This is a genomic window from Kitasatospora sp. NPDC059408, assembly GCF_042751525.1.
GTDB lineage: Bacteria > Actinomycetota > Actinomycetes > Streptomycetales > Streptomycetaceae > Kitasatospora.
The window spans coordinates 21,917-46,815 of record NZ_JBHYWI010000009.1; the positions used below are offsets into that span (position 1 = coordinate 21,917).

22 protein-coding genes are annotated in these 24,899 nt (G+C 74.0%); 14 read left to right on the forward strand and 8 right to left on the reverse strand.

Features of this window, described 5'->3' with window-relative positions; all coding sequences use genetic code 11:
• Positions 1-190: 190 nt before the first annotated feature.
• A complete protein-coding gene (locus tag ACFXDE_RS08745; RefSeq protein ID WP_380492226.1) occupies positions 191-1,099 on the reverse strand; it encodes a LysR family transcriptional regulator in 909 nt (302 codons plus the stop codon).
• Positions 1,100-1,274: 175 nt separating this feature from the next.
• Here ACFXDE_RS08745 and ACFXDE_RS08750 point away from each other — a divergent pair, with 175 nt between their 5' ends.
• Positions 1,275-1,943, forward strand: coding sequence for a type 1 glutamine amidotransferase domain-containing protein (locus tag ACFXDE_RS08750; RefSeq protein ID WP_380492228.1), 669 nt, complete (start codon positions 1,275-1,277; stop codon positions 1,941-1,943).
• A 148-nt stretch (positions 1,944-2,091) separates the two neighbouring features.
• On the opposite strand, the gene ACFXDE_RS08755 is transcribed toward ACFXDE_RS08750, so the two are convergent.
• Positions 2,092-3,276, reverse strand: a complete 1,185-nt coding sequence (locus ACFXDE_RS08755) for an erythromycin esterase family protein (RefSeq protein ID WP_380492231.1) — start codon at positions 3,274-3,276, stop codon at positions 2,092-2,094.
• A gap of 78 nt (positions 3,277-3,354) precedes the next feature.
• On the opposite strand from ACFXDE_RS08755, the gene ACFXDE_RS08760 reads away from it, so the two are divergent.
• Entirely contained in the window at positions 3,355-4,107 is a 753-nt protein-coding gene (locus tag ACFXDE_RS08760) for a MerR family transcriptional regulator (RefSeq protein WP_380492233.1), read from the forward strand.
• Positions 4,108-4,256: 149 nt separating this feature from the next.
• Positions 4,257-5,306, forward strand: coding sequence for a TIGR03617 family F420-dependent LLM class oxidoreductase (locus ACFXDE_RS08765; RefSeq protein ID WP_380492235.1), 1,050 nt, complete (start codon positions 4,257-4,259; stop codon positions 5,304-5,306).
• A gap of 30 nt (positions 5,307-5,336) precedes the next feature.
• Here ACFXDE_RS08765 and ACFXDE_RS08770 read toward each other — a convergent pair whose 3' ends face one another.
• Positions 5,337-7,019 (reverse strand): serine/threonine-protein kinase, encoded by a 1,683-nt coding sequence (locus tag ACFXDE_RS08770; RefSeq protein ID WP_380492237.1) that lies wholly within the window; start codon positions 7,017-7,019, stop codon positions 5,337-5,339.
• A 130-nt stretch (positions 7,020-7,149) separates the two neighbouring features.
• On the opposite strand from ACFXDE_RS08770, the gene ACFXDE_RS08775 reads away from it, so the two are divergent.
• Positions 7,150-7,866, forward strand: a complete 717-nt coding sequence (locus ACFXDE_RS08775; RefSeq protein WP_380492240.1) for a hypothetical protein — start codon at positions 7,150-7,152, stop codon at positions 7,864-7,866.
• Position 7,867: 1 nt separating this feature from the next.
• On the opposite strand, the gene ACFXDE_RS08780 is transcribed toward ACFXDE_RS08775, so the two are convergent.
• From ACFXDE_RS08780 to ACFXDE_RS08790, 3 genes are all read right to left on the reverse strand, one after another.
• Positions 7,868-9,571 (reverse strand): urease subunit alpha, encoded by a 1,704-nt coding sequence (locus ACFXDE_RS08780; protein ID WP_380492243.1) that lies wholly within the window; start codon positions 9,569-9,571, stop codon positions 7,868-7,870.
• Positions 9,568-10,281: an urease subunit gamma gene (gene ureA / locus ACFXDE_RS08785; RefSeq protein ID WP_380492245.1), complete on the reverse strand. Its 714-nt coding sequence runs from the start codon at positions 10,279-10,281 to the stop codon at positions 9,568-9,570. The genes ACFXDE_RS08780 and ureA overlap by 4 nt, the downstream gene beginning before the upstream one ends.
• 71 nt (positions 10,282-10,352) lie before the next feature.
• Positions 10,353-11,549 carry an agmatine/peptidylarginine deiminase gene (locus ACFXDE_RS08790; RefSeq protein WP_380492247.1) on the reverse strand — a complete coding sequence of 399 codons (1,197 nt, stop codon included), beginning with the start codon at positions 11,547-11,549 and terminating at the stop codon, positions 10,353-10,355.
• Between the two features lie 288 nt (positions 11,550-11,837).
• On the opposite strand from ACFXDE_RS08790, the gene gcvH reads away from it, so the two are divergent.
• The gene (gene gcvH / locus ACFXDE_RS08795) at positions 11,838-12,218 is read left to right on the forward strand and encodes a glycine cleavage system protein GcvH (protein ID WP_380492249.1); all 381 of its coding nucleotides are present in this window, start codon (positions 11,838-11,840) and stop codon (positions 12,216-12,218) included.
• A 59-nt stretch (positions 12,219-12,277) separates the two neighbouring features.
• Here the strand turns inward: gcvH and ACFXDE_RS08800 are convergent, their stop codons facing one another.
• Positions 12,278-13,996, reverse strand: a complete 1,719-nt coding sequence (locus ACFXDE_RS08800) for a protein kinase (protein WP_380492251.1) — start codon at positions 13,994-13,996, stop codon at positions 12,278-12,280.
• 128 nt (positions 13,997-14,124) lie between these two features.
• Positions 14,125-14,715 (reverse strand): TetR/AcrR family transcriptional regulator, encoded by a 591-nt coding sequence (locus tag ACFXDE_RS08805; RefSeq protein ID WP_380437111.1) that lies wholly within the window; start codon positions 14,713-14,715, stop codon positions 14,125-14,127.
• Between the two features lie 160 nt (positions 14,716-14,875).
• Between ACFXDE_RS08805 and ACFXDE_RS08810 the strand changes: the two genes are divergently transcribed.
• From ACFXDE_RS08810 to ACFXDE_RS08850, 9 genes are all read left to right on the forward strand, one after another.
• The gene (locus ACFXDE_RS08810; protein ID WP_380492254.1) at positions 14,876-16,072 is read left to right on the forward strand and encodes an agmatine deiminase family protein; all 1,197 of its coding nucleotides are present in this window, start codon (positions 14,876-14,878) and stop codon (positions 16,070-16,072) included.
• A gap of 123 nt (positions 16,073-16,195) precedes the next feature.
• Positions 16,196-17,200 (forward strand): agmatine/peptidylarginine deiminase, encoded by a 1,005-nt coding sequence (locus ACFXDE_RS08815; protein ID WP_380492256.1) that lies wholly within the window; start codon positions 16,196-16,198, stop codon positions 17,198-17,200.
• Between the two features lie 103 nt (positions 17,201-17,303).
• Positions 17,304-18,962: an ABC transporter substrate-binding protein gene (locus ACFXDE_RS08820; protein WP_380492259.1), complete on the forward strand. Its 1,659-nt coding sequence runs from the start codon at positions 17,304-17,306 to the stop codon at positions 18,960-18,962.
• Positions 18,959-19,972, forward strand: a complete 1,014-nt coding sequence (locus ACFXDE_RS08825) for an ABC transporter permease (protein WP_380492262.1) — start codon at positions 18,959-18,961, stop codon at positions 19,970-19,972. Before ACFXDE_RS08820 ends, ACFXDE_RS08825 begins: the two co-directional genes overlap by 4 nt.
• Positions 19,969-20,841: an ABC transporter permease gene (locus ACFXDE_RS08830; RefSeq protein ID WP_380492263.1), complete on the forward strand. Its 873-nt coding sequence runs from the start codon at positions 19,969-19,971 to the stop codon at positions 20,839-20,841. The genes ACFXDE_RS08825 and ACFXDE_RS08830 overlap by 4 nt, the downstream gene beginning before the upstream one ends.
• Positions 20,838-21,794, forward strand: coding sequence for an ABC transporter ATP-binding protein (locus ACFXDE_RS08835; RefSeq protein ID WP_380492265.1), 957 nt, complete (start codon positions 20,838-20,840; stop codon positions 21,792-21,794). Before ACFXDE_RS08830 ends, ACFXDE_RS08835 begins: the two co-directional genes overlap by 4 nt.
• On the forward strand, positions 21,787-22,584 hold the full coding sequence (locus ACFXDE_RS08840) for an ABC transporter ATP-binding protein (RefSeq protein ID WP_380492268.1): 798 nt from the start codon (positions 21,787-21,789) through the stop codon (positions 22,582-22,584). The genes ACFXDE_RS08835 and ACFXDE_RS08840 overlap by 8 nt, the downstream gene beginning before the upstream one ends.
• A 203-nt stretch (positions 22,585-22,787) precedes the next feature.
• Positions 22,788-23,987, forward strand: a complete 1,200-nt coding sequence (locus ACFXDE_RS08845; RefSeq protein ID WP_380492271.1) for an agmatine deiminase family protein — start codon at positions 22,788-22,790, stop codon at positions 23,985-23,987.
• Complete coding sequence (locus ACFXDE_RS08850) at positions 23,984-24,874, forward strand: DUF4436 family protein (RefSeq protein ID WP_380492273.1); 891 nt, start codon at positions 23,984-23,986, stop codon at positions 24,872-24,874. Before ACFXDE_RS08845 ends, ACFXDE_RS08850 begins: the two co-directional genes overlap by 4 nt.
• The last annotated feature ends 25 nt before the right edge of the window (positions 24,875-24,899 follow it).

Sequence of the window (24,899 nt, forward strand, 5' to 3'; positions counted from 1 at the left end):
GACCGACTGGCGTCAGCGCGCGCCGGGGCGGGGTGCGGAAAGCGGGGAACAGGGCCGACTGTGGCCCGGACTACTACTGGAGTCCATTTCTCTCGCCTCCCTCCCGGTAGGTGCCGCTACGAACCACCAGTAGCGTAGCCCCCCTTTGTGAACTGACCGCCGATCTTGACGGAACCCTGGCGAAGGGGCCTCAGCAGGTGTGCGCGGCCGCGACGAGCCGCTCGCGGACCAGGGCGACGTGCGGATTGGCGGACGCGGCGGGACGCTGCACCAGGTACGCGGTGTTGATCGGCGGGTCCTCCGGCCGGTGCAGCAGGCGCAGCGCGCCCGAGGCGAGTTCGGCGCGGCACAGGTAGCTCGGCAGGACGCTCCAGCCGGCGCCCGCCGCCGTCGCGTTGACGACCGCCCGCAGGTCGGGGGCGGTGAGGGCGGCGCGGGCGTGCAGGCGCTCGCCGAACACGTGCCGCCAGTACCGGCGGGCGATCGGGAGGTCCGCGGCGTAGCTGAGCAGCGGGACTTCCGCGAGGGCGGCGGGCAGCTTCCGGCCGTCCAGGCGCTGCGCCCAGGCCGGTGCCGCGACGAGGACGAACTCCTCGTCGGCGAGCGGTTCCGCGTGCAGCGTCCGGCCGCGCGGGCGCCGGGTGGCGACGACCAGGTCGTGCCGCCCGGCGCGCAGCTCGGCGAGCAGGGGGTCGGTGAGGCCGGTGGTCACGCGCAACTGGACGCCGTCGGCGACGAGCGGTGCGAGCGCGGGGAGCAGGACGGTGCCCAGGTACTCGGCGGGCCCGGCGAGGTGCACGGGCTCGGGGGTGCCGCCCGCCCGCTCGCCGGTGGCGTCGGCGAGCCGGTCGAGGGGGTCGGCGAGGCGGGCGGCGAGGTCGTCCGCGTACGGCAGGGCGGCGACGCCGCGGGCGCCGCGCTCGAACAGCTCCCGGCCGAGCCGCTGCTCCAGCGCGCGGATCTGCGCGGTGACCGTCGACTGGGACAGTCCGAGCCGGTGGGCGGCGGCCGTGAACGAGCCGGCGCGGTGGACGGCGAGGAAGGTCCGCAGCTGGTTCAGGTCCAACGGGCCGGAGCCATGGATTTCCCGATCGCTCATGGCGCGAGCCTACGGGACGGCGATGGCCGGGGCGTGGTCCGGAGCCATCGGATTTCCAATACCGGACATCGTCCGGGCCATTGGTGGGCGATGGTGGAGCGCGTCTAGCGTCGGGCCGTGAGCACTCCGGCGGAGGACCGCCGGAGCGTCGGACCGCACCCCTGGAGACTGCACCATGGCCACCATCCTGTTCGTCGTGACCGGCGCCGACGTCTGGACGCTGAACGACGGCACCGCGCACCCGACCGGCTACTGGGCCGAGGAGGTCCTCGTGCCGTACCGCGCCTTCACCGAGGCCGGCCACCAGGTCACCGTGGCCACCCCGGGCGCCGTGGTGCCGGTCGCCGACCGGGCGAGCGTGCCCGACGAGGCGACGGCCGAGGCGATCGCCGCCGTCGCCGAGCTGCGGCGGCCGGTGAAGCTGGAGGACACCGACCCGGCCGACTACGACGCCGTGTTCTACCCGGGCGGCCACGGCCCGATGGAGGACCTGGCGGTCAGCCCCGAGTCCGGCCGGCTGCTGACCAGGGCGCTCGCCTCCGGCCGCCCGCTCGGCGTCGTGTGCCACGGCCCGGCGGCGCTGCTGGCCGCGCGGACGGAGGACGGCGGGTCGCCGTTCGCCGGCTACCGGATCACCGCCTTCACCAACGACGAGGAGCGCCAGGCGGGTCTCGCGGACAAGGCGCCGTGGCTGCTCCAGGACCGGCTGGTCGAGCTGGGCGTGGACTTCGCCGCGGGCGAGCCGTGGGCGCCGCACGTCGTCGTCGACCGCAACCTGGTGACGGGCCAGAACCCGGCGTCGTCGGCGGGGGCGGCCGAGGAGCTGCTGCGCCTGCTGGGCTGATCCGCCCGGCTGGTCGCCGGAGTTGGCCGGCGATGGGGAATCGCGGTACCGGCGGCGCCCGCCCCACAGCGGTCGGGCGCCGCCGGTCCGCTCCGGCCACCGTATCGAGCCTTCGCGGACGTCGGAGGCACCGACCCGCCGCCGGGGACTACCGGATGTCGCGGACGAAGACGATCGCGTCGGCCTGGCCGGTGGTGGCGGGATCGAGGGCGGCGTAGGTGTGGTCGGCCGGTACGCGCGGCGTCAGGTGCGGTGTGAATCGCGCGAGTTGGGCCGGTTCGAGGACGGACGTGTCGTGCGGGAGCGTCGACAGGAGCCCTTCGAGCGTGTCGGCCGGCGGGACGTCGGAGCCGCGGCTGCCGAAGGTGGTGGCCGCGTAGGCGTACCGGTCGCCGAGGCGGGTGCCGATGATCGCGCCCGCGCTCCACCACCGGGTGAGCCGGCCGGCGAAGCGCATGCTGCTCTCCTCCCGCTGGAGGTGGCCGTTGTGGGCGTAGGCGAGCGTCGGGCCGCGGTGCTCCTCGCGGCGGAGGACGGCGTCGAGGTTGTCGGCCATCATCGCGTCCCGCCGGGACAGGAGCATGGCGATGCGGGAGGGACCGGTGTCGGCCATGGCGGCGTGGTAGCGCAGGAGCCCGATGGTGGTGCGGGCGTGCAGCTCGGCGCGCCAGAAGGCGTCGGGGGAGGTCGCGGTCGTCAGGTGGGGAGCGTGTGCGGTGAGGAGTGCACTCAAGTCATCGGCGATCACGCGCAGTTCACGGGCCTGGGGGGTGCGGCCGATGGATTTGGCCGGGTCGTACATGATGGCCTCGTCCGTCCAGCGGCCGTCGTCGCCGAGGAGGGCGTCGAGGGTCGTGCGGTCGTACGGCGGGTCGAGGTGGGCGGCGACGTAGTCGTGCAGCGCGAGCAGGGACGGGCGCGGGCAGGCGGCGCCGGTGATCTCCAGCGGGCCGTCGAAGCCGTAGAAGCGGACCCGCTCGGCGTACGGGTGCTGCCGGTTGAACTCGCTGATCCAGCACAGGAGTTCACGATTGGCGGGCGAGGCGCCGAAGCCGTGGCTGAAGCCGTGGGCGACGGCGTCGTCGAGCGTGCCGACGCCGTCGGTGACGTACGCGTCGACGACGAGACCGGTGAGGCAGTCGCTCTCGATGGCGATCGAGCGGTAGCCCTCGTACTCGACGAGGTGGCGGAACAGCTCGTTGCGCAGCTCGGGAAAGGCCTCGACGCCGTGGGTGGGCTCGCCGAGGCCGAGGAGGCGGGTGGCGGGGGAGAGGAGCGCGGTGAGGGCGTGGCCAGAGAAGGGACGGGCCGCGTCCCGGATCGATGCGGTCATGGCTTCAACTGTATCGTTCAAGCTCTTGTGTAAACTTTGGTGCCATTTTGCGCGGTGAGAGGGGAGTGAAGTCTCAAAGTGACGCTGCGACCCGTCGATCTGGCGCGCGAGCACGGCCTGTCCACGCAGGCGGTGCGCAACTACGAGGAGGCGGGTTTCCTGCCGCCGGCCGGGCGCACGGCGAGCGGCTACCGCGTCTACGGCCCGCGCCACGCCGCGGCGCTCAGGGCGTTCCTGGCGCTGCTGCCCGGGCACGGCCACGCGACGGCGGGGGCCGTCATGCGGGCCGTGCACGCGGGCGAGGTCGACGAGGCGCTGCGGCTGATCGACGCCGGGCATGCGCAACTGGCCGGTGATCGCGCCACGTTGGACGCGGTGGAGGAGGCGCTGCACGACCTCGTGCCGCCAGTGGGCCCGGATCCGACACGCGCCCCCGAACCGACACCCGACCCCGAACCCGGCGGCACGTTCATCGGCCCGCTCGCGCACCGCCTCGGCCTGCGCCCGGCGACCCTGCGCACGTGGGAGCGCACGGGCCTGGTCGTGCCCCGGCGCGACGCGCGCACCGGCTACCGTGTGTACGCCCCCGCCGATGTGCGCGACGCCCTGCTGGCCCACCAGCTGCGCCGTGGTGGACACGGCCTGGAGCGCATCGCGCAGGTGCTGGAACGCGTCCGGACGGCGGGTGGGCCGGAGCCCCTCCGGGCGACGCTGGGCGAGTGGCGCGACCGTCTGACGGCGCGCGGCCTGGCCCTGCTGGCGGGCGCGGCGGCACTGCACGCCTACCTGGCCGAGTTCCCCGTGGGCGAGTTCCCCGAGGGCGGAGCCTGACCGGCGAGGTCGTACGGGTGGGCAAGCGCCCGGCCCGGCACACGGCCGACCCGGGAGCCGGGGAGCCGGGCCACCCGGCAGGTGAGGGCATGGCAGGCTGGCGGCGTACCACCGACGTACCGCCGAAGCCCGTGACCAGGAGCCCCGCCATGGACCGCCCGACCGCCGCCCTCCGCCTCGACGCCACCGCCTCCGGGCACCCGGCGGGCATCCTGGACGCCGCCGAGCAGGCCGAGCGCCGCGGCATGGACCGGCTGGTCGTCGCCGAGACCGCGTACGACCCGTTCCTCCAGCTCGCCCGCGCCGCCGACCGGACCGAGCGCATCGAGCTCGCCACCGGCATCGCGGTCGCCTTCGCCCGCACCCCGATGACGCTCGCCTACCAGGCGTGGGGCCTGCACGCGGCCTCCGGCGGACGTGCCGTCATCGGGCTGGGCTCGCAGGTCAAGACGCACATCGAGAAGCGCTTCGGGATGCCCTGGGACCGCCCCGCCACGCGCATGCGCGAGTACGTCCACGCCGTGCGCGCGATCTGGGACAGCTGGCAGACCGGCGCGCGGCTGCGCTTCCGCGGCGAGTTCTACACGCACACGACGATGACCCCGGTCTTCTCGCCGGACCCGGTGCCCGGCGGGGTGCCCCGGATCCTCCTGGCCGGCGTCGGCCCGCTCATGACCCGCACGGCCGGCGCCGTCGCGGACGGCTTCCTCGGCCACCCGTTCTCGTCCCCCGCCTACCTGGCCGAACAGGTGCTGCCCGGCCTGACCGAGGCCCGGACGGCCGCCGAGGCGGAGGGCGCCGCGTGGACGGCGCGCCCGTTCGAGATCGCCGGGAGCGTCCTCACCGCCACCGGGCGGACGGAGGAGGAACTGGCCGCCAACCGCGCCGCCGTCCGCGAGCGGCTCGCCTTCTACGCGTCGACGCCCGCCTACCGCCCGGTGCTCGCCCAGCACGGCTGGGAGGACCTCCAGGAGCGCCTGCACCCGCTCTCCGTGCGTGGGCGCTGGCAGGAGATGGCCGCCATGATCGACGACGAGGTCTTCGACGCCTTCGCGGTGTCCGGCCCGGTGGAGGACGTCGCCCGCGAGATCACCCGCCGCTACGCGGGCCTCTTCACCCGGCTGTCCGTCAGCCTCCCGGAGGACGCCGACCCGGCGCTGGGGCTGGACGTCCTGGCGGCGGTGCGGGCACAGGGGTGAGAGCGCGGGGGCGGGTGCAGGGGCCGGGGGTCAGCCGGTCTTCCGCAGCAGCGCGATCTGGGTCACGACGCCCGCCCGGCTGACTCCGTAGTGGATCGTGCCGTCCCGCTCGATGACGAGCGTGCGGCGGTCGATCGCGTCGCCGCCCGTGCACGCGCCGCCGGGCGTGCCCCGCACCAGCCGCGAGGTGTAGGTCAACGAGATCGACGAGACCTCGACGAGCGTCCACACGGCCTCGCAGCGGGTGGTTCCGTTGTCGAGGCGCGATCCCGTGCTCCGGTCGCCGATGCCGCCCGTGCCGACGGTGAGGGTGACGACGCCGGCCGGAGTGTTGTTCGAGTAGAGGGCCTGACCGCTCCAGGTCCCGAGGTAGGCGGCCGGCACGACGTTCCGTCCGGCGCCGCCGCCGGGCACCCCGGGCGCCGTCGCGCCGGTGACCGGCGCGGATCCGGAGGTGGACGTCTGCGCCTCCCGGTGCGTCAGCGCGTACCCCGCGGCGGCGATCAGCAGCACGACCAGCACGACGAGCACCAGGACCAGCCACCCGCGCCGCCGGCGCGGGGGCCGGTACCGCGGCGGGCCGTAGACCGGGATGGGCTGGGGCGGGAGGTGCCGCCAGTGTCTCGTCGGGCCAGGTCTCGTGGGGGCGGGGCGCGTCGGGGCGGTGGGGTGGCGGCGGGGCACGGTCGGGGCGGGGCCCGGTGGCGGCACCGTCGGCCTGCGCGGTGTGGGCGTCGGGCGGGGCGCCGGCTCCGGGCGGGGAGGTGCCGACGTCGGCCGGGGCGGCACGGCGTGGGTCGTCCCGGTCCCGTCCGCCTCCAGGTCGAGCAGCTGGGCGGCCGCCCGTCCGATCGCGGCGGCCACCGGCGCCGGCAGCCAGCTCCCCGTCGCCAGGTCCCTGGTGGCCTCGCGGTCGTCGTCCAGCCAGGCGCGCAGCAGCTGTGGCGACGGGCGCGCGGCCGGGTCCTTGGCGAGGCAGCCGAGGAGGTTCCGGCGCAGCGTCTCCTCCACCAGCAGGAGATCGGGCTGCTCGTACACCGCGCGGAAGAGCACCGCCGGAGCCACCCCCTCCCCGTACGGGAGCACACCCGTCGCCGCGTACGCGAGCACGGCGCCGAGCGAGAACACGTCACTCGCCGGCCCGACCTTGCTCCCCCGGGTCTGCTCCGGCGACATGAAGCCGGGCGAACCGACCGTGTAACCGGGCCTGGTGAGACTCGTGTTGGCGTCCAGGGCGCGGGTGATGCCGAAGTCGATCAGGCGCGGGCCGTCCGGGGCGAGCAGCACGTTGGACGGTTTGACGTCCCGGTGCACCAGCCCGAGCGCGTGCACGTGGGCGAGCGCCTCCGCGAGCCGGGCGCCGAGCGCCCGCACCGACGCCCCGGGCAGCGGCCCGAACTGCCGCACGGCGGCGCTCAGGGACGGTCCGGCGACGTACCCGGTGGCCACCCAGGGCCGGTCGCCCTCGGTGTCCGCGTCCAGCACCGGCGCCGTCCACTCCCCGCCGACCCGCCGGGCGGCGTCCACCTCCCGCCGGAACCGCGCCCGGAACTCCCGGTCCCCGGCCAGTTCCGGGCGCACCACCTTGACGGCCACCGTCCGCCCCCGCGCCGACCGCCCGAGGTACACCCGCCCCATCCCGCCCGCGCCGAGCCGGCCCAGCAGCCGGTACTCGCCCACCCGTCGCGGATCGTCATCCTCCAGCGACTGCATGCGCCACGCTCCCCTCGGCCCGCCCGGAGGCACACGGTACCGGTCCCAATATCCGGGTGTGGCAGGGTTGTTGTCACAGATCGGCGACCACGGCGGGTGCGCCTCCCGGACCTGCCGGTACGCTGGGCCGATGCTGCTCCCCACCGTCCCGCGCACACGCGTGCGGGCCGCCGCCAGGCCCGTCATGGACACACCCTTCGGCGCGGTGGCCTTCACGACGACGATCGGGGACACCGCACTCCCGCCGCTGCCCGACGAGCTGTTCGCCCTGCCGGGCGGGAGGACGGTCGCGCGCTGGAGGCACCACGCGGCGCGCGTCGAACTGCTGCTGACCCCGTACGACCCCGAGCTGGACCCCGAGGTGTGGGGCCCGCTGACCGACTGCCTCGCGGCGGTGTGGCGGATCGACGCCGGGTCGCCGCCGGGAAGGGTGACGTTCTCGGCGGGACTGCCCGCGCGGCTGCCGGACGGCGCCGACGCCGGCTGGGACGGCGGACAGGGCCTGGCCGCGGTCACGGTGGACGACGACACGACCCGCCTCACCCTCGGCGGCCCCGACGAGGAGGGGATCTGCCACGCCGCGGCCACGACGGCCGCGGCGCCCCGTCGCTGGGCGGGTCTGATCGGCGAGGTCTACCGGAACTCCTGCACCACGTGGGGCGTCGACTTCGCCGACCACCACGGCATGACCTGGACCCTCCCCCCGCTGGAGGCCGGCGACCACTGCGAACTGCCGGTCGTGGCCGCCTGGACCTCGGTGGAGGACGAGACGGAGAACACCTGGTACGCCGTCGGCTCGTCCTCGACCGTCCTGCTGCGTCAGGTGGTTGACTCGTGCATGCGCTGACTCAGAGGAAGTAGAGGCGGCTCAGCGGCACCTCCTCGGCCGGGTTGGAGTGGAGAGGGGTGCCGTCGAGGGTGACCAGGCCCGTGTGGGAGTGGACATCGACGGCGCCCAGGCGGGTGTTGTGGATGAGGTCGGCCGGTCCGATGCCCCGGGTGCCGCGGACTCCGACCCGGCGGCGGCGGGTGGTCATGGTGTCGTGGGGGCGGTCGAAGGTGCCGGATTCGGCGGCGGCCTGGCTGGTGAAGGCGACGGAGAGATCGGCCGGGGTGGCGCCGTGGGCGCCGAACAGGGGGCCCAGGACGAGGGGTTGGCAGGTCTCGGTGGCGGCGTTGGGGTCGCCGGTGACGCCGTAGGCGGGGAAGCCGGCCTTCAGCACCATCTGCGGCTTCGCGCCGAAGAACGCCGGCTGCCACAGCACGATGTCGGCGAGCTTGCCCACCTCGATCGAGCCGACCTCGTGCGAAAGCCCGTGCGCGATGGCCGGGTTGATGGTGAGCTTCGCGATGTAGCGCAGCACGCGGGCGTTGTCGTCGTCCGGGCCGTCGCCGGCCATCGGGCCGAGCTCGGCCTTCATCTTCCCCGCGACGGCGAAGGTGCGCCGGACGGTCTCGCCGGCCCGGCCCATGCCCTGGGCGTCGGAGGAGGTGATGCCGATGGCCCCGAGGTCGTGCAGGACGTCCTCGGCGCCCATGGTGCCGGCGCGGATGCGGTCGCGGGCCATGGCGGCGTCGCCGGGGAGGTCGGTCTTGAGGGCGTGGACGGAGACGATCATGCCGTAGTGCTCGGCGATCGCGTCCCGTCCGAAGGGGAGCGTCGGGTTGGTGGAGGAGCCGATGACGTTCGGCACGCCGGCCATCTTGAGGACGTTGGGGACGTGCCCTCCGCCGCAGCCCTCGATGTGGAAGGCGTGGATGGTGCGGCCCTCCAGCACGCTGAGGGTGTCCTCGACGGACAGGCACTCGTTCAAACCGTCGGTGTGCAGCGCCACTTGGACGTCATGGACCTCCGCGACACGCAGCGCGGTGTCGAGCGCGCGGGTGTGCGCGCCCATGTCCTCGTGCACCTTGAACCCGCACGCGCCGCCCTCGGTCAGCGCCTCCACGAGCGGTGCCGGGTGGGAGGACGAACCCCGCGCCAGGAAACCGATGTTGACCGGCCACGCGTCGAACGCGTTGAAGGCGTGCCGCAGCGCCCAGGGGGAGTTGACGCCGACGCCCCACGCCGGCCCGATCTCCTGGCCGATGATCGTGGTGACGCCCGAGGCGAGCGAAGCCTCCATGATCCGCGGGGACATGAGGTGCACATGGGTGTCGACCGCCCCGGCGGTGGCGATCAGGCCCTCGCCGGAGACGATCGTCGTGCCGGTGCCGACCACGACGTCCACGCCGTCGAGGGTGTCGGGGTTGCCGGCGCGGCCGATCGAGGCGATCCGGCCCTCCCGGATGCCGATCGAGGTCTTGCGGATGCCCTGGACCGCGTCGATGACGAGGACGTTGCTGATGACGACGTCGCAGGTGTCGCGGACGGCGGCGGCCTTGAGGTGCAGTCCGTCGCGCCCGGTCTTGCCGAAGCCGACGAGGAACTCGTCGCCCGGCCGCTGGGAGTCCGACTCCACCCGGACGACGAGGCCGCTGTCGCCGAGCCGCACCCGGTCCCCGGCGCGGGGGCCGTGCACGGCGGCGTACTCGGACGGTTCGATGCTCATCGCGCGTTCTCCTGGTCGTCCGTGGCCTCGGTGACCCCGAGGTAGCCCTGCTCGGCGGCCCGGCGCAGGGCCTCCCGCCGGACCCGGGGCGAGTCGAGCGGTCCGTCGACGAGCCCCGCGAACCCGATCGCGACGCGCTCGCCGCCGATCGGCACCAGGCCGGCCTCGACGACCGCGCCCGGGTCGAACCGGACCGACGACCCGGCCGGGACGGCCAGGTGCATGCCGTACGCGGCGGCCCGGTCGAAGTCGAGGCGCGGGTTGGCCTCGAAGAAGTGGAAGTGCGAGGTGACCGAGACCGGCACGTCGGCGGTGTTGCGCACGGAGACCGTGCACACCGGCTCGGGGTCGCCGGGGGCGTCGCCGGCGGGGAGCACGGCGCCGGGCGCGGCGTCGGCGAGGGTGGCGCCGTCGAACGGGTCGGCGACGACGGCCAGCCGGGTGCCGTCGTCGAACACCGCCTCGACGTGGATCTCGGTGACGAGGTCGGGCACGCCGGGCAGGACGTCGTCCGGGCCGAGGACGGAGCGCCCGCGCGCGACGGCCTCGGCGAGCCGCAGGCCGTCCCGGGCCGCCTCGCAGACGGTGTCGGCGATGAGCGCGGTGGCCTCGGGGACGTTGAGCCGCAGGCCGCGGGCGCGGCGGGCGCGGGCGAGCTCGGCGGCCGTGAAGATCAGCAGCCGGTCGCGTTCGGTGGGGGTCAGCCGCACGGTGGGTCGTTCTCCTCGGGCACGTGGGTGGGGGTGGGGCGCCCGGCTCCGCCGGGGGTGGGACGCCGGGCTCAGCCGGCGGGCTGGTCGTGGGTGGAGCAGTGGATGCCGCCGCCCCCGGAGGCGATGGTGTCGATCTGGAGCGGGACGATCTCGCGGCCGGGGAAGTGGTCCCGGAACACGTCCTGGGCGTGGTCGTCGGCCTTGGGGTCGCCGAAGAGCGGCAGGTAGACGCCCTTGTCGCCGATGTAGAAGTTCATGTACGACGAGACGAAGGCGTCGCCGCGCCCGGTGATCTTGTCCGGGTTGGGCTGGCTGATCTCGATGACCTTGAGCTTCTTCCCGGTGGCGTCGGTGGCGTCCGCGAGGACGGAACGCGCCTGGTCCGCCGCGCGGGACCACACGTCCGGCGGGGTGCCGGGGAAGGCCCGGTCGAGGAACACGACACCGGGTGCGGCGAAGCGGGCGAGGCAGTCGACGTGGGCGTCGGTGATGTCCTTGCCCTTGACGCCGGCCAGCCAGATCACCTTGGTGATGCCGAGGGCCTGCTTGAGCTCGGCCTCGACCTGGTCGCGGGTGCGGCCGGGGTTGCGGTTGTCGTTGACGACGGAGCTCTCGGTGATCAGCAGGGTGCCCTGGCCGTCGCTCTCGAAGGAGCCGCCCTCGGCGGTGATCGGGGTCTCGATCCGCTCGATGCCGTACCTGTCGAGCACCGCGCGGGCGAGGCGGGCGTCGTTGGTGTGCTCCTGCTTGCCGCCCCAGCCGCTGAAGTTGAAGTCGACGCCCTTGACCTTTCCGCCCTCCTCGACGAACACGGGCACGGTGTCGCGGGCCCACAGGTCGTCGACGGGGGCGGAGAGCAGTTCGACGGCCGACCCGCAGGCCTTGCGGGCGGAGGACTCCTGGCCGGGGCGCACGAGCAGGACCAGCGGCTCGCGCTCGGCGATCGCGTTGGCCACCTCGGCGATGTCCTTGCGGACGCCCCCGAGCTGCTCGCCCCACACGTTCTCGGAGGCGGGCCAGGCCATGAACGTCCGCTCGTGCTTCTCCCACTCGCCGCCGAGCCGGCGCCCGCGCGCGGCGGCCGGGGCGGTGGGCGACGGCTCGACGGGAGCCGCGCCGGTCGGCTGGTCGGCGGCCCCGGAGGACGGGGCGGCGGGCTCGTCCGGGTCACCCGTGGAGGCGCAGGCGGTGGCGCCGAGGGCGAGCAGACCCGCGCCGGCGAGGGAGCGCAGCACCGTGCGGCGCGCGAGGGGGGAGAAGGACACGGTGTACTCCGGTGGGGCTCTGGGCGGCGGATCGGCTTCGGCGGGGGAAGCGGCTCGCTGGGGCGGCTTCTCGACCTCGCCTGGCTCGAACTCTCGCACTGACTGAAAAATCAGTCAAGCCTGCTCGTAGGGCGTGCACGGGAGGCCGACGTCTGCCGGCCGAGACGTCGGCTGTGCGGGCGCGGCCGACTTTCGGGTGTGGTTTCCCCGGAAGTCGTCGCGCGCACACCGCCGACGTGGCATCCTGCCACCGGTCGATCACACTGCGTATCAGAGGAGTTGCTTGCCATGTCCAACGTCCCCGCGGAGCTCAAGTACACCGACGAGCACGAGTGGGTGCGTACGGAAGCCGACGGAACGTTGACGATCGGCATCACCGACCACGCCCAGTCGACGCTCGGGGACATCGTGTTCCTGGAGATGCCTCCGGTGGGCAAGCAGGTCAAGGCGGGTGACGCGATCGGCGTCGTGGAGTCGGTCAAGGCCGCCTCGGACTTCTACAGCCCGGTGAGCGGTGAGGTCGTCGCGGTGAACGCCGATGCCGTCGACACTCCCGAGGACGTGAACTCCGAGCCGTACGACGTCTGGCTGTTCAAGATCAAGCTGGCGAAGGGTGCCACGACGAACGGCCTCCTCGACGCCGCCGCGTACGCGAAGCTGGTCGGCTAGCGCTCCGGCACCGGCGCGGGTGACGGCCCGGCAGCGGCCTCGGCCGGTCGGGCCGTTGCTCAGCCGGTGCGGCGGTAGCGGTCGAGGGAGACGGTGACCGGGCCGTCCGGGCCCGCCGTGGACAGGACGCGGACGATGGCGAGGTCCTGGCCGTCGGCGGAGCGCAGGCAGAAGGCGCCGCGCGGGCCGAGGGCGCCGAAGGGGACGCGGGCGGCGGGGCGGCTGCCGAGGCCCTTGAGGCACTCGGCGAGGCCGAGGCCGGAGTCCCGCCCGATGTAGGAGTCGGCGGTGTCGGGGTAGAGGAACTCGCCGGCGCTGCGGGCGACGTACCAGGTCGCGCTGTCGGTCGGGACGACGGTGCCGGTGGCGAGGTCGAACTCGTAGCCGGAGTCCGCCGAGGTCAGCTCGACGCCGCGGTAGGCGGCGGTGTAGCCGGTGGGTGCGGCCGAGGTGCTGGACGCCGTGCCCGTCGGGGCCGGGGTCGGGGCGACGGAGGTCGGGGCCACCGAAGGCAGCGGCGCGGGCGGGGTGGACGGCGCGCCCGCCACCGGCGGCTCGGCCGGTGCCGCCTCCGTGTCGGGGATGTCGAGCAGGTAGAGCATCCCGGCGGCGCCGACGGCCAGGGCCACCGTGGCTGTGAGCGCCGTCCGTCCGAGCGCGCGTTTGCGGCCGCCCTTGGCCCTGGCCCTGCCCCTCGACTCGGGGGTGACGACAGGAGCGGGGGCGGGCGCGGGCGAGGGCAGGGGCATCGCGACGGCCGTGGGGTTCGGCGGTGTTGCTGGCCCCCGCACCGTTTCGGCCGCGTGCACGCCCGCGCGCGGCACCAGGGCCGTCGGCGCCTCCGCGGGCACCCGGGGCAGATCGGCGTGGCGGGTGATCTGCCCGGCGACCGGGTGCGGCAGCCAGTCCTCGCCGAAGGTGAGGTGCCCGCCCACGGCCGGGTGGCTGCGCGCGGCGGCGATCACCTCGGCGGTGGTCGGCCGGTCCTCGGGCCGTTTGGCGAGGCAGCGTCCGAGCAGCTCGCGCAGGCCCGGCGGGACGCGGCCGAGGTCGGGTTCCTCGTGGACCGTCCGGTACAGCGCGGCGAGGTCGGGCCCGTCGCCGAAGGGCGGGGTGCCGCCGGCCACGTGGACGGCGAGGGCGCCGAGGGCGTGGACGTCGGTGGCCGGGGTCGCGGTGCGGCCCATGGCCTGCTCGGGGGCCATGTAGGCGGGCGAGCCGATGCGCAGCCCGGTGCCGGTGAGGGCGCCGGCGTCGGCCGCGCGGGCGATGCCGAAGTCGATCACCCGGGGGCCGTCGGGGGCGATCAGGACGTTGCCCGGCTTGAGGTCGCGGTGGACGACGCCGCTGGCGTGGATCGCCTGGAGCGCCTCGGCGATGCCGGCCACGAGCAGCAGGACGGTCCGTTCCGGGAGCGGCCCGAAGCGCTGGACCACCTGCTGGAGCGAGGGGCCCGGCACGTACGTCGTGGCCAGCCACGGGGTGGCGGCCTCCACGCCCGCGTCGACGACCTGTGCGGTGTAGAGCCCGTGGATGCGCTGCGCGCTGGCGACCTCCTGGGCGAACCGGGCCCGGAACTCCGGGTCCTCGGCCAGCTCGGGCCGGACCACCTTGAGCGCGACGGGCCGGCCGCCCGGGGTGTACGAGAGGTAGACCCGGCCCATGCCGCCGGCGCCGAGCCGCGCGTACAGCCGGTAGCCGCCGACCTCGCGCGGGTCGTCGCCGGTCAGCTCCTGGAAGGCCGACGGCAGGGCGAAGGGGGATCGGTCAGCGGACATGCGGGCTGCCTCTCTCGGCGGACGGGGCGGACTGCGGCCCGACGGCGGCAAGGACAGCGCGGGTCGGCGCCGCAGAGTTTAGAGGTTCCCTCAGGATCGGCCGAATCCGGGTCCGCCGAAGACGCGCGCTACGGCCGGGAACGCTCCAGCTCCGCCTCGACGGCCCCCCGCAGCAGGCGCCGGGCCTGGTCGAGCGGCAGCGAGCCGCTCAGCCAGCGCACGCTGAGCCCCTCGACGAGGGCGGTGAGCCGCTCGGCGGCGGCCGCGTGGGCCGGGGCGGTGCCGAGCGGGTCGGCGCGGGCGAGGAGATCGGCGACGTCGTGCACCCAGCTGTGGGTGCTGCGTGCCAGCTCCTCGCGCAGGTCCGGCTCGAAGACCGCGGTGGCCCGCAGTTCGCCCCAGGCGATGCTGTTCTCCCGCACGTCGACGGTGTCCTGGAGCTCCAGGAGGAGGACCTGCTCCAGATCGGTGCGGGGGTCCGCGGCGCGCGGCGGTGCGTCCGGGCCACCGGCGTCGCCCGCGGTGTAGCGGTCGGCGCGGTCGCTGATGAACTCCAGCGTCTGCTGGAGGACACCGGCCCGGTCGGTGAAGTGGTAGTAGATCAGCGAGGTGGACACGCCGGCCTCGGCGGCCAGCTCGCCCATGCGCAGCCCGCGTACGCCGCGCCGGGCGATGACGCGGGTGGCGGCTTCGAGTATCCCAGTCCGGCGGTCCGACATGAGTGGTGACTCTACCCGCCCCGGGGCCCGCGTGCCGGAAATCCTGATCGTTTGTTCAGGTTCCCTGGTCCGAGTGCGCTCAGAGGGTTGACTGAATTTTCAGTGCGGTAGAGGATGCGGGGCAACCCCCACACCTCCCACCTCTTCCAGGGAGTGCTGCATGACCATCCCCACGCCCTCAAGACGCCGTCTGCTCCAGTACGGCGCGGCGGCCCTGCCCCTCGTCGCGCTCGGCGCGGCCCTACCGGCCGCGGCCCACGCGGCCGGGGCGGACTTCGATTCCGGTACCGCCCCCGACAGCACCGCCGCCGTCACCCCCAGGCTGCGGATGCCCGCGGAGACCGACCGGCACGACCGCACCTTCATGGCCTGGCCGGCCCTGTCGTCGATCTGGGGAAACCAGCTCTCGGCCGTCCGCGACAGCATCGCCCGCGTCGCCTACGCGATCTCCCGCTACGAACCGGTCGTGGTCGTCGCCCGGCCCGGTCAGGCCGCCGACGCGCGGTACTGGCTCGGCGGCGGCGCCTACTACCCCATCACCGTCCTGGAGATCGCCAACGACGACCTCTGGATCCGCGACTTCGGCCCCACCTTCGTCGTCGCGCCCGGGGCCGTCGCCGGCGTCGACACCAATTTCAACGGATGGGGCAAGACGGGCACGTCCTACTACCAGCGCTGGACGGAGGACGCCGCCGTCGCCGCCGCCCTGCTCGCCGAGTACGGCGTCGACCGCGTCCGCGCGCCCTTCGTCGGCGAGGGCGGCGCGCTGGAGACGGACGGCCAGGGCACCCTGCTGGCCACCGTCAGTTCGCTGGTCAACCTCAACCGCAACCCCGGCATGAGCCAGGACCAGGTCGAGCAGGCACTGAAGTCCTCGCTCGGACTGGACAAGGTGATCTGGCTCGCCGGCCTGGCCGGCCAGGACATCACCGACGACCACGTCGACTGCCTGGCCCGCTTCACCGCGCCCGGCCAGGTGATCCTCGACAAGCCGGGACCGGGTACGGACCGGATCTGGATCGACGTCTACCAGCAGGCCAAGCAGGTGCTGCAGAGCGCCACCGACGCCCAGGGCCGCGCGCTGACCGTCACCGAACTCCCCGGCCCTGACCGCACCCTGATCCGCGGCACCGGGAAGGACTTCCTCTCCAGCTACACCAACTTCTACACCGCCAACGGGGCCGTGTTCGTGCCCCAGTTCGGCGACTCCTACGCCGACGCGACCGCCTACGCGATCCTCCAGGCCGCGTTCCCCGGCCGCGACGTCGTGCAGCTGAACATCGACGCCATCGCCGCCGGCGGCGGCGGGATCCACTGCGCCACCCAGTCGCAGCCCACCCGGCCGCCCGCGGCCTGAGACCCCTGGCGGCCCGCCCACGACCCCACGGAGGGCGGGCCGCCAGGGCCCACCACCCGGCCATGCCGAACATGCCCGGCCATTCCCACCACCCCCAGCCATCCGACCGGAACGAGGTTCCCCGTGACGTACCGAATGCCCGCCGAGTGGACCGACCACGAGGGCTGCCTGATGGCCTGGCCCGTGCGCCTCGACCTCTGGGGCGACACGCTCGCCGAGGTGAAGCGCGAGTACGCCGAAGTCGCCCGCACCATCGCGCAGTTCGAGCCGGTGACGATGGCGGCCCCGCCCGGCCACGGCGACGAGGCGCGCGCGATGTGCGGCGAGGGCGTCACCGTCGTCGAACTGCCCATGGACGACTCGTGGTTCCGCGACTCGGCCCCGATCTTCGTCCTCGACGCCGCGGGCCGCCGCGCCGGCGTGGACTTCCGCTTCAACGCCTGGGGGCGCAAGCACCACCCCTGGGACGCGGACGACCGGGTCAGCGGCCTGCTGCTGGAGCACCTCGGCGTCCCCGCGGTCCGCTCCGAGATGATCCTCGAAGGCGGCGCGATCACCGTCGACGGCGAGGGCACGCTCATCACCACCGAGCAGTGCCTGCTGCACCCCAACCGCAACCCCGGCATGAGCCGCGAGGAGATCGAGGCGGAGCTCAAGGCGCGCCTCGGCGTCACCAAGGTGATCTGGCTGCCGTACGGCGGCCTGCTGGACACCGAGACCGACGGGCACGTGGACGGCGTCTGCGCGTTCGCCGCCCCCGGCCGGGTCGTCGTCCAGCTCCCGGCCGACCCGGAGCACCCCGACTACGCCCGGATGCGCGCCAACCGCGCCGTGCTGGAGCACTCGACCGACGCGCAGGGCCGGCCCTTCGAGATCGTCGACGTCCCGCAGGCCGCGTTCGTCGAGGTCGACGGCCGGGAGGTCGAGGTCGGCTACCTCAACTACTACCTGGCCAACGGCGCCGTCGTCGTGCCGGTCGCCGGCCACCCCGAGGACGAGGGCGCGCTCGCCGTCCTCGCCGCGGCGCACCCGGGCCGCAAGGTCGTCGGCGTCCGCTCGCGGGTGATCGCGTGGGGCGGCGGCGGCATCCACTGCATCACGCAGCAGGTGCCGGCCGCCCGCGCCTGACCGGTGCATCCCGCGCTTGACCGGTACATCCGGACACCGCGTACCCTTCCCGGATCCCACGGACCGCATCCCTCTCCCCGGACCGAACGGACGTAGAACCCTCATGACCCCCACACCCGCGAGACGAGCCGGCGCCACCCCGCGCGGCCGGCTCGCCCTCGCCGGCACCGCCCTGCTCTCGGCCGCGGCCCTCGTCGCCGCCTGCTCCGGCCCGCCCCGCGGCGGCACCTCCGACCAGGCGGGCTTCCAGCTGTCCGCCTCCACCCCGCCGGCCAAGGGCGAGATCCAGTCCTTCACCTGGGCGACCTACGCCGAGCCGCCCACGCTGGACTACGTCCAGGCCTTCGACTACCCGCAGAACACGATCCTGGCGAACGTCTGCGAGAGCCTGATGCGCTGGACGCCCCAGCTCACCCTGGCCCCCGGCCTGGCGGAGAAGGCGTCCAACCCCGACCCCACCACGTGGGTCTACGACCTGCGCTCCGGCGTGCACTTCCACGACGGCACGGTGATGACCGCCGACGACGTCGTCTACAGCCTGGGCCGCCAGACGAACCCGGACAACGCGTCGGCGTGGGCGCAGGTGTTCCAGAACGTCGACTCCGTCACGAAGACCGGGCCGCTCCAGGTCACCGTCAAGCTCAAGCAGCCGGACTCCCAGTTCCCCCAGTACATGGCCACGGCGGCGGGCGTCGTCGCGGCCAAGGCGGGCGTGGAGGCGGCGGGCAAGGACTACGGCACCACCGGCAGCCTGGACTGCACCGGCCCGTTCACGATGGGCACCTGGGCCAAGGGGCAGTCGATCGAGCTCCAGCGCTTCGACGGCTACTGGGGCACGAAGGCGAAGTCCGGGAAGGTGGTGTTCAGCTTCCTCACCGACCCCTCCGCCCGCACCAACGCGATGCTCAGCGGCGACGTCGACGGCGGCTACCTGATCCCCACCGAGAGCTACGACCGCCTGAAGAAGAGCGGCGCCGGCACGCTGTACTTCGGCGAGGGCCTGAGCACCGTCAACGTCAACGTCACGAGCATGCAGGGCGCCCTCGGCGACGTCCGCGTGCGCAAGGCGCTGTCCCTCGCGCTCGACCGCGGCGGCTTCGTCCGCACCGGCCTCGGCGGCTCCGGCAGCGTCACCGGCTCGCTCACCACCAGGGCGGCGTGGGCCACGGCCCCGGACGACGTCCGCAAGGCGGCCTTCGAGGGTCTCACGCCCACCGCCCAGGACATCGAGCAGGCCAAGTCCCTGGTCAAGGAGGCGGGTGCGAACGGCAAGACGCTCGTCATGGCCACCAGCACGATCGGCCAGGACGTCTCCCTGCTCGCCACCGCCGTCCAGGCCGCCGGCGCGCGGATCGGCCTGGACATCCAGCTGAAGACGATCGCCCCGAACGCCTTCACCGCGCTGTTCACCGACCCGAAGGCCCGCGAGGGCATCGACATGTTCCCCGAGACGTACTACGACTCGATCACCGACCCGCTCGACCTGCTCACCAACTTCAAGACCGGCGCGTACCAGAACTTCGCCGGCTACGGCGACAAGGCCTACGACGACCTGGTCGACCGCGCCACGGCCGAGTACGACCCGGCCAAGCGCGCCGCGATCGAGGCGCAGCTCCAGAAGACGGCCTCCGAGCAGCTCCTGTGGATCCCGGTCGCCGAGTGGCCGACCGCCGTCTTCCTCAACAAGCGGATCACCGGCGCCCCGACCACGATCTCGTACATGTACTACCCGTGGGCGGCCGACGTGGGGGCCGCCCAGTGAGCCCTTCCCGCTCGGAGAGCTCCTCCAGCACAGCACGACTCCCCGGTGCGGCGGCCTTCCTCAGGTTCGCCGCCCGGCGGCTGGTGGAGATGGCCCTCACCCTGCTCGGCGCCTCCTTCGTGGTCTTCGGCGCGATGTACCTGGCGCCGGGCAGCCCGGCCAGCTTCCTCCTGTCGGGCCGGTCCGCCTCGCCGGCCGCGCTCCAGGCGATCAACGAGCAGTACCACCTCGACGACCCCTTCATGGTGCGGTACTTCCGCTGGCTCGGCCAGGTGCTCCAGGGCGACTTCGGGCGCTCCATCACCTACCGCACGGACGTGTCGAAGCTGCTCGCCGACCGGCTGCCCGCGACGCTGCTGCTGGTCGCGATGGCCCTGCTGGTGGTCGCCGTCATCGGCGTGGCGCTCGGCTGGGCCGGCGCGGTGCGCGGCGGCGCGACGGACTCCGCGATCCTGGTGTCCACCACGCTCGCCGTCGGCACGCCGTCGTTCGTCGCGGCGGTCCTGCTGCAGGGCCTGTTCGCGGTGAAGCTGGGCTGGTTCCCCACCAGCGGCGCGGGGGACGGCATCGGCGACATGCTCTGGCACCTCACACTGCCCGCGATCGCCCTCGCGCTGTACCTCATCGGCATGCTCGCCCGGGTCACGCGCTCGGCGATGCTGGACGCCCTGGAGGGCGAGCACGTCAGCGTGGCCCGCAGCCGCGGCGTGCCCGAGCGCGAGGTGGTCCGCCGGCACGTGTTCCGCAACTCGCTCGGCACCGTGCTGACCACCGGCGGGCTGATCGTCTCCACCCTGCTGGTCTGCACGATCCTCGTGGAGTCCGCGTTCAGCATCGGCGGCATCGGGCAGCTCCTCGAACTGTCCACCACCACCAAGGACTTCCCGACCGTCCAGGCCATCTCGCTGATCATCGTCGCCCTGTTCATGGCCGTGAACCTGGTCGTCGACCTGCTCCACCCGCTGGTCGACCCCCGGGTCACGCTCGGTTCGAGGAGGTCCGACGCATGAGTACCGGTCTCACCCAACGGTCGGGCCTCACCCGCCGCCCCGGCCTCGGCCGGGTCAAGGCCGCCCGCGCGCCGCTGTACGCGGTGTGCCTCGGCTTCGTCGTCCTCGTGGTGCTCGCCGCGCTCCTGGCGCCCTGGCTCGCCCCGTACGACCCGAACGCCGTCGACCTGTCCGCCGCCCTCGCCGGACCCGCCCCGGACCACCTGCTCGGGGTCGACGCCGCCGGCCGCGACACCCTCGCCCGGCTCCTGCTCGGCGCCCGCACCTCGCTGCTCGGCCCGCTCGGCGTCGTGGTCTTCTCCACCGTCGCCGGCGTGGCGGTCGGCATCATCGCCGGCTGGCGCGGCGGCTGGCTCGACTCCGTCCTGTCCCGCAGCACCGAACTCGTCTTCGCCTTCCCCGGTATGCTGCTCGCGATCCTGATCGTCTCGGTCTACGGGGAGGGCCTGCTCGCCCCCGTCATCGCCCTCGCGATCGCCTACCTGCCGTACGTCTCCCGCCTCACCCGCTCACTGGTGCTGGCCGAGCGCGAACGCCCGTACGTCTCCGCGTACACGGTCCAGGGACACTCCGCGTGGCAGATCTGCCTGCGGCACGTCCTGCCCAACATCGCGCCGATCGTCCTCGCCCAGTCCACCATCAACTTCGGATACGCCCTCATGGACCTCGCCGGCCTCTCCTTCCTCGGACTCGGCGTCCCCGCCCTCACCCCCGACTGGGGCCGCATGGTCTTCGACGGCCAGACCGCGATCCAGCACGGCTACCCGCTCTCCGCGGTCCTGCCCTGCGCGTTCATCGTGCTCACCGTCGTCGCCTTCAACGTCGTCGGCGAGCGCTGGGCCGACCGGGTCGCCCGGAGGACCCCGTGAACGCCCTCGACATCCGCGGACTGCGGCTGCGACTGCCCGGCACCGCACGGCCCGTGCTCGACGGCGTCGACCTCACCGTCGGGCGCGGCGAGACCGTCGCCCTGGTCGGCGAGTCCGGCTCCGGCAAGACGCTCACCTCGCGCACCGCCCTCGGCCTGCTGCCGCCCGGCGCCGCCGCCGAGGGCGAGGTCCTCGTCGACGGCGAGGACGTCCTGACCATGGACGCCGCCCGGCTGCGCGCCCTGCGCACCGGCAAGGCCGCGATGATCTTCCAGGACCCCCGCACGGCCATCAATCCGCTGCGGCGCATCGGCGACTTCCTCACCGAGAGCGTCACCCTCACCGGCACGATGGGCCGGGCGGACGCGCGGCACCGGGCCGCCGAACTCCTCGACGCCGTCGGCCTCGGCCCCGAACTGCTGCGCCGCCACCCCGGCCAGCTCTCCGGCGGCATGCTCCAGCGCGTCATGATCGCCGCCGCCCTCATGGGCGACCCGATCCTGCTGCTCGCCGACGAGCCCACCACCGCGCTCGACGTCACCAGCCAGGCCGAGGTCATCGCCCTGCTCGGCCGGCTGCGCGAACGCTTCGGCACCGGCCTGCTGTTCGTCACCCACGACCTCGGGCTGGCCGCCGCGATCAGCGACCGGGTCTACGTCATGTACGCCGGGCGGATCGCCGAGACCGGGCCCGCCCGGGCCCTGTTCGACCACCCGCGCCACCCGTACACGGCCGCGCTCCTCGCCTCCACCCCGCGCCTGGACACCCCGCCGGGCCGCCTCGCCGCCATCGACGGCCAACCGCCGGACCTGCGGCAGGAGTTGACGGGTTGCGCGTTCGCCGCGCGCTGCCGGTACGCGACCGACGTGTGCCGGGAGCAGGTGCCCGAGGCGCACGGCGAGCAGTCCGCGGCCTGCCACCACCCGCTCGACAGGAGCCGCACCGATGCCTGAGCCCGTGCTGCACGTCACCGGCCTGTGCCGGACCTTCGGCAGCGTGAAGGCCGTCGACGACGTGTCGTTCACCCTCCCGGCCGGCGGATCGCTGGGCATCGTCGGCGAGTCCGGCTCCGGCAAGACCACCACCGCCCGCATCGTCGTCGGCCTCGAACGGGCCGACGGGGGCGAGGTGCTGGTGAACGGCCGGGCCCGGACCGGCCGCGTGCGGGGCAGGGCCGAACGGCTGGCGCGCGCCCGCGAGGTCCAGATGGTCTTCCAGGACCCGTACCTCTCCCTGGATCCCCGCACCAGCGTCGAGGCCGTCCTCCGGGAGACCCTGCGGTTGCACTTCCCGGGCACGGACCACGCGGCCCGGATCAGGGTACTGCTCGACCAGGTCGGCCTCGGCACGAGGGCGGCGGACGCGCTGCCGCGTCAGCTCTCCGGCGGCCAGCGCCAACGCGTCGCCATCGCACGGGCGCTGGCGGTCGAGCCGGCCGTCATGGTGCTGGACGAGGCGGTCGCTGCGCTGGACGTCTCGGTGCAGGCCCAGGTGCTCAACCTGCTCGCCGACATCCGCGAACGGACCGGCATCGGCTACCTGTTCATCACCCACGACCTCGGCGTGGTGCGGTGCGTCACCGACGACGTCGTCGTCATGCGGCACGGACGGATCGTCGAGGCCGGCCGCACCACCGAGGTGCTCGACGGGCCGCGGCACCCGTACACCCGGCTCCTGCTGGAGTCCGTGCCGCGGCCCGGCTGGGACCCGGACGGGATCGCCGCCGCCCGCCGGGCGCTGTAGGCCGGTCGCCGGTCGCCGGTCGCCGTGGGGCCGGGCGCCGGGCCCGCCGAAAGCGTGGCCGCTCCGGATCCCGCCGGGCCGGAGCGGCCACCGGCCGTTTCGCCCGGATGGCGGATGCCTGTCGGACCGGATCCTGACCGTTCCTTCAGTAGCGTGCTGGTCCGTACGCCAGGTACCCCAGGCACCTACCCGAACGAGGCCCCATGGCTCACCCCCGGCCGTCCCGTCGCTCGCTCCTGCGCTCGGGGGCGGCGCTCGCCGCACTGGCCCTCACCGACGCCTGCTCCTCCGGCGGCGGGGACGAACCGTCCGGCCCGGCGCCGTCCGGCGGCCCGTCGGGCGCCCCGGCCTCCGGTCCGGCGAGCGGTCCGGCGGCGTCGGGCAGCTGGGCGATGCCCGCCGAGTCGGGCCCGCACACCCGCACGTTCATGGCCTGGCCGGCCCTGGAGGAGGTGTGGGGCGACCAGCTCCCGGGCGTCCGCCAGGACATTGCCGGGCTGGCCCGGGCCATCGCGGGCTTCGAGCCGGTGGTGCTGATGGCCCGCCCCGACCAGGCCGACCAGGCCCGGCAGGCGTGCGGCTCCTCGGTCGAGGTGATCGAGCTGATGGTCGACGACCTGTGGGCGCGGGACACCGGCCCGACCTTCGTCACCGGCCCGCAGGGCCTGGCGGGGGTCGACTTCGACTTCAACGGCTGGGGGAACAAGCAGACGCACGCCAACGACGGCCAAGTCGCCCGCAACCTCCTCGCCCACTACGGCATCACCCGCGTCCAGGCCCCGATCACGGGGGAGGGCGGCGCCATCGAGGTGGACGGCGAGGGCACCCTGATGGCCACCGAGAGCTCGTGGGTCAACGACAACCGCAACCCCGGCAAGAGCCGCGACCAGATCGAGGCGAGCTTCAAGGACCTGCTCGGCGTGCAGAAGGTGCTGTGGTTCAAGGGCGTCGCGGGCCAGGACATCACCGACTGCCACGTCGACGCCCTCGCCCGCTTCGCCGAGCCCGGCACCGTCGTCCTGCACCGCCCGGCCGCCGACACCCCGCCGGACATCTGGAGCACGGCCTCCGACCAGGCCCTTCAGGTGCTCAAGTCCTCGACCGACGCCAAGGGACGGAGCCTGAAGGTGGTCGAACTCCCCGAGCCCAACTTCGACCTGATCCAGGGCGCGGGCAAGAACTTCCTCGCCACCTACATCAACTACTACGTGTGCAACGGCGGCGTGATCGTGCCGCGCTTCGGCGACCAGAGCGCCGACGACAACGCGGCCCGGATCATCGGCGAGCTCCACCCGGGGCGCAAGGTCACCCAGATCTCCATCAACCACATCGCGGGCGGCGGCGGGGGCATCCACTGCGCCACCCAGCAGCAGCCCGCCATCACCGGCGCCTCCCCGTCGTGAGGCTCCCGGCCCGGCTGCGCGGCAACCGCTTCGCCGTCGTCCTGCTGATCCTCGCCGTCCTGTGCTCGGTCGGCATCGCCCTCTACCTCAACGAGCGCAACACCCGTCAGCAGACCCACGAACTCGCCCTGCCCACCGCGGGCGACTGGGTCGAACTCGACGTCACCTCCCAGGACATCGACCCGGGCACCGGCCAACTCACCCTCTACGTCTCGCCCGTCCCGCACGGCGGCCTCGCGCAAGGACCGGAGTCGTCCGTCTTCAGCCGCCAGATCGACATCACCGTCCGCTCCACCACCAGGACCGACCTGCGGGCCACCCCCGGCGAGGAGGCGCCGCCCCAGCCCGTGCAGGCCAACCTGTACGACGGCACGGAGAGCGACTACCCGTTCGACCGGTACCACTTCTCGCTGGCCTTCTCGGCCTCGGACGGCACCGGCGCCGTGCCCGTCGGCGTCGTGTTCGTGGACGCCGACCCGTTCTTCTTCGTCCGCCCCACCAGCACCCCGTTCGGCGCCGGGGCGGCCGAGCTGGCGGGCCGGGTCAGCCGGGCGCGCAGCACCTTCATCCTCGCCTGGTTCATGATCGCCGCGATGTGGGCCCTCGCCCTGGCCGTCATGGCCGGGGCCGAGGTGCTCTACCGCGGCGGGCAGGGCCTGGTCTGGCCGTCGCTCGGCTGGATGGCGGCGACGCTCTTCGCCCTGATCGGCATGCGCAACGCCGCCCCCGGCTCCCCGCCGATCGGCTCGCTCATCGACTACGTCGCCTTCTTCTGGGCCGAGGGGATCATCGCGGCGAGCCTGACCGTCACCGTCGTCGCGGGCACCCGGGTCGAGCACCGCAAGCGCGCGGAGGCCGGGAGCACCGAGCCCGCCCCCGGGACGTGAGGGCGGGCCCGGGCGCTGTGCACGC

What these genes read in the sequence shown, in the direction of transcription:
- ACFXDE_RS08820 (WP_380492259.1), top strand. Translation starts at nt 17,304, where the DNA reads ATGACCCCCACACCCGCGAGACGAGCCGGCGCCACCCCGCGCGGCCGG.
- ACFXDE_RS08780 (WP_380492243.1), bottom strand. Translation starts at nt 9,571, where the DNA reads ATGAGCATCGAACCGTCCGAGTACGCCGCCGTGCACGGCCCCCGCGCC.
- gcvH (WP_380492249.1), top strand. Translation starts at nt 11,838, where the DNA reads ATGTCCAACGTCCCCGCGGAGCTCAAGTACACCGACGAGCACGAGTGG.
- ACFXDE_RS08840 (WP_380492268.1), top strand. Translation starts at nt 21,787, where the DNA reads ATGCCTGAGCCCGTGCTGCACGTCACCGGCCTGTGCCGGACCTTCGGC.
- ACFXDE_RS08775 (WP_380492240.1), top strand. Translation starts at nt 7,150, where the DNA reads ATGCTGCTCCCCACCGTCCCGCGCACACGCGTGCGGGCCGCCGCCAGG.
- ACFXDE_RS08770 (WP_380492237.1), bottom strand. Translation starts at nt 7,019, where the DNA reads ATGCAGTCGCTGGAGGATGACGATCCGCGACGGGTGGGCGAGTACCGG.
- ACFXDE_RS08755 (WP_380492231.1), bottom strand. Translation starts at nt 3,276, where the DNA reads ATGACCGCATCGATCCGGGACGCGGCCCGTCCCTTCTCTGGCCACGCC.
- ACFXDE_RS08765 (WP_380492235.1), top strand. Translation starts at nt 4,257, where the DNA reads ATGGACCGCCCGACCGCCGCCCTCCGCCTCGACGCCACCGCCTCCGGG.
- ACFXDE_RS08745 (WP_380492226.1), bottom strand. Translation starts at nt 1,099, where the DNA reads ATGAGCGATCGGGAAATCCATGGCTCCGGCCCGTTGGACCTGAACCAG.
- ACFXDE_RS08805 (WP_380437111.1), bottom strand. Translation starts at nt 14,715, where the DNA reads ATGTCGGACCGCCGGACTGGGATACTCGAAGCCGCCACCCGCGTCATC.
- ACFXDE_RS08800 (WP_380492251.1), bottom strand. Translation starts at nt 13,996, where the DNA reads ATGTCCGCTGACCGATCCCCCTTCGCCCTGCCGTCGGCCTTCCAGGAG.
- ACFXDE_RS08845 (WP_380492271.1), top strand. Translation starts at nt 22,788, where the DNA reads ATGGCTCACCCCCGGCCGTCCCGTCGCTCGCTCCTGCGCTCGGGGGCG.
- ACFXDE_RS08750 (WP_380492228.1), top strand. Translation starts at nt 1,275, where the DNA reads ATGGCCACCATCCTGTTCGTCGTGACCGGCGCCGACGTCTGGACGCTG.
- ACFXDE_RS08830 (WP_380492263.1), top strand. Translation starts at nt 19,969, where the DNA reads ATGAGTACCGGTCTCACCCAACGGTCGGGCCTCACCCGCCGCCCCGGC.
- ACFXDE_RS08810 (WP_380492254.1), top strand. Translation starts at nt 14,876, where the DNA reads ATGACCATCCCCACGCCCTCAAGACGCCGTCTGCTCCAGTACGGCGCG.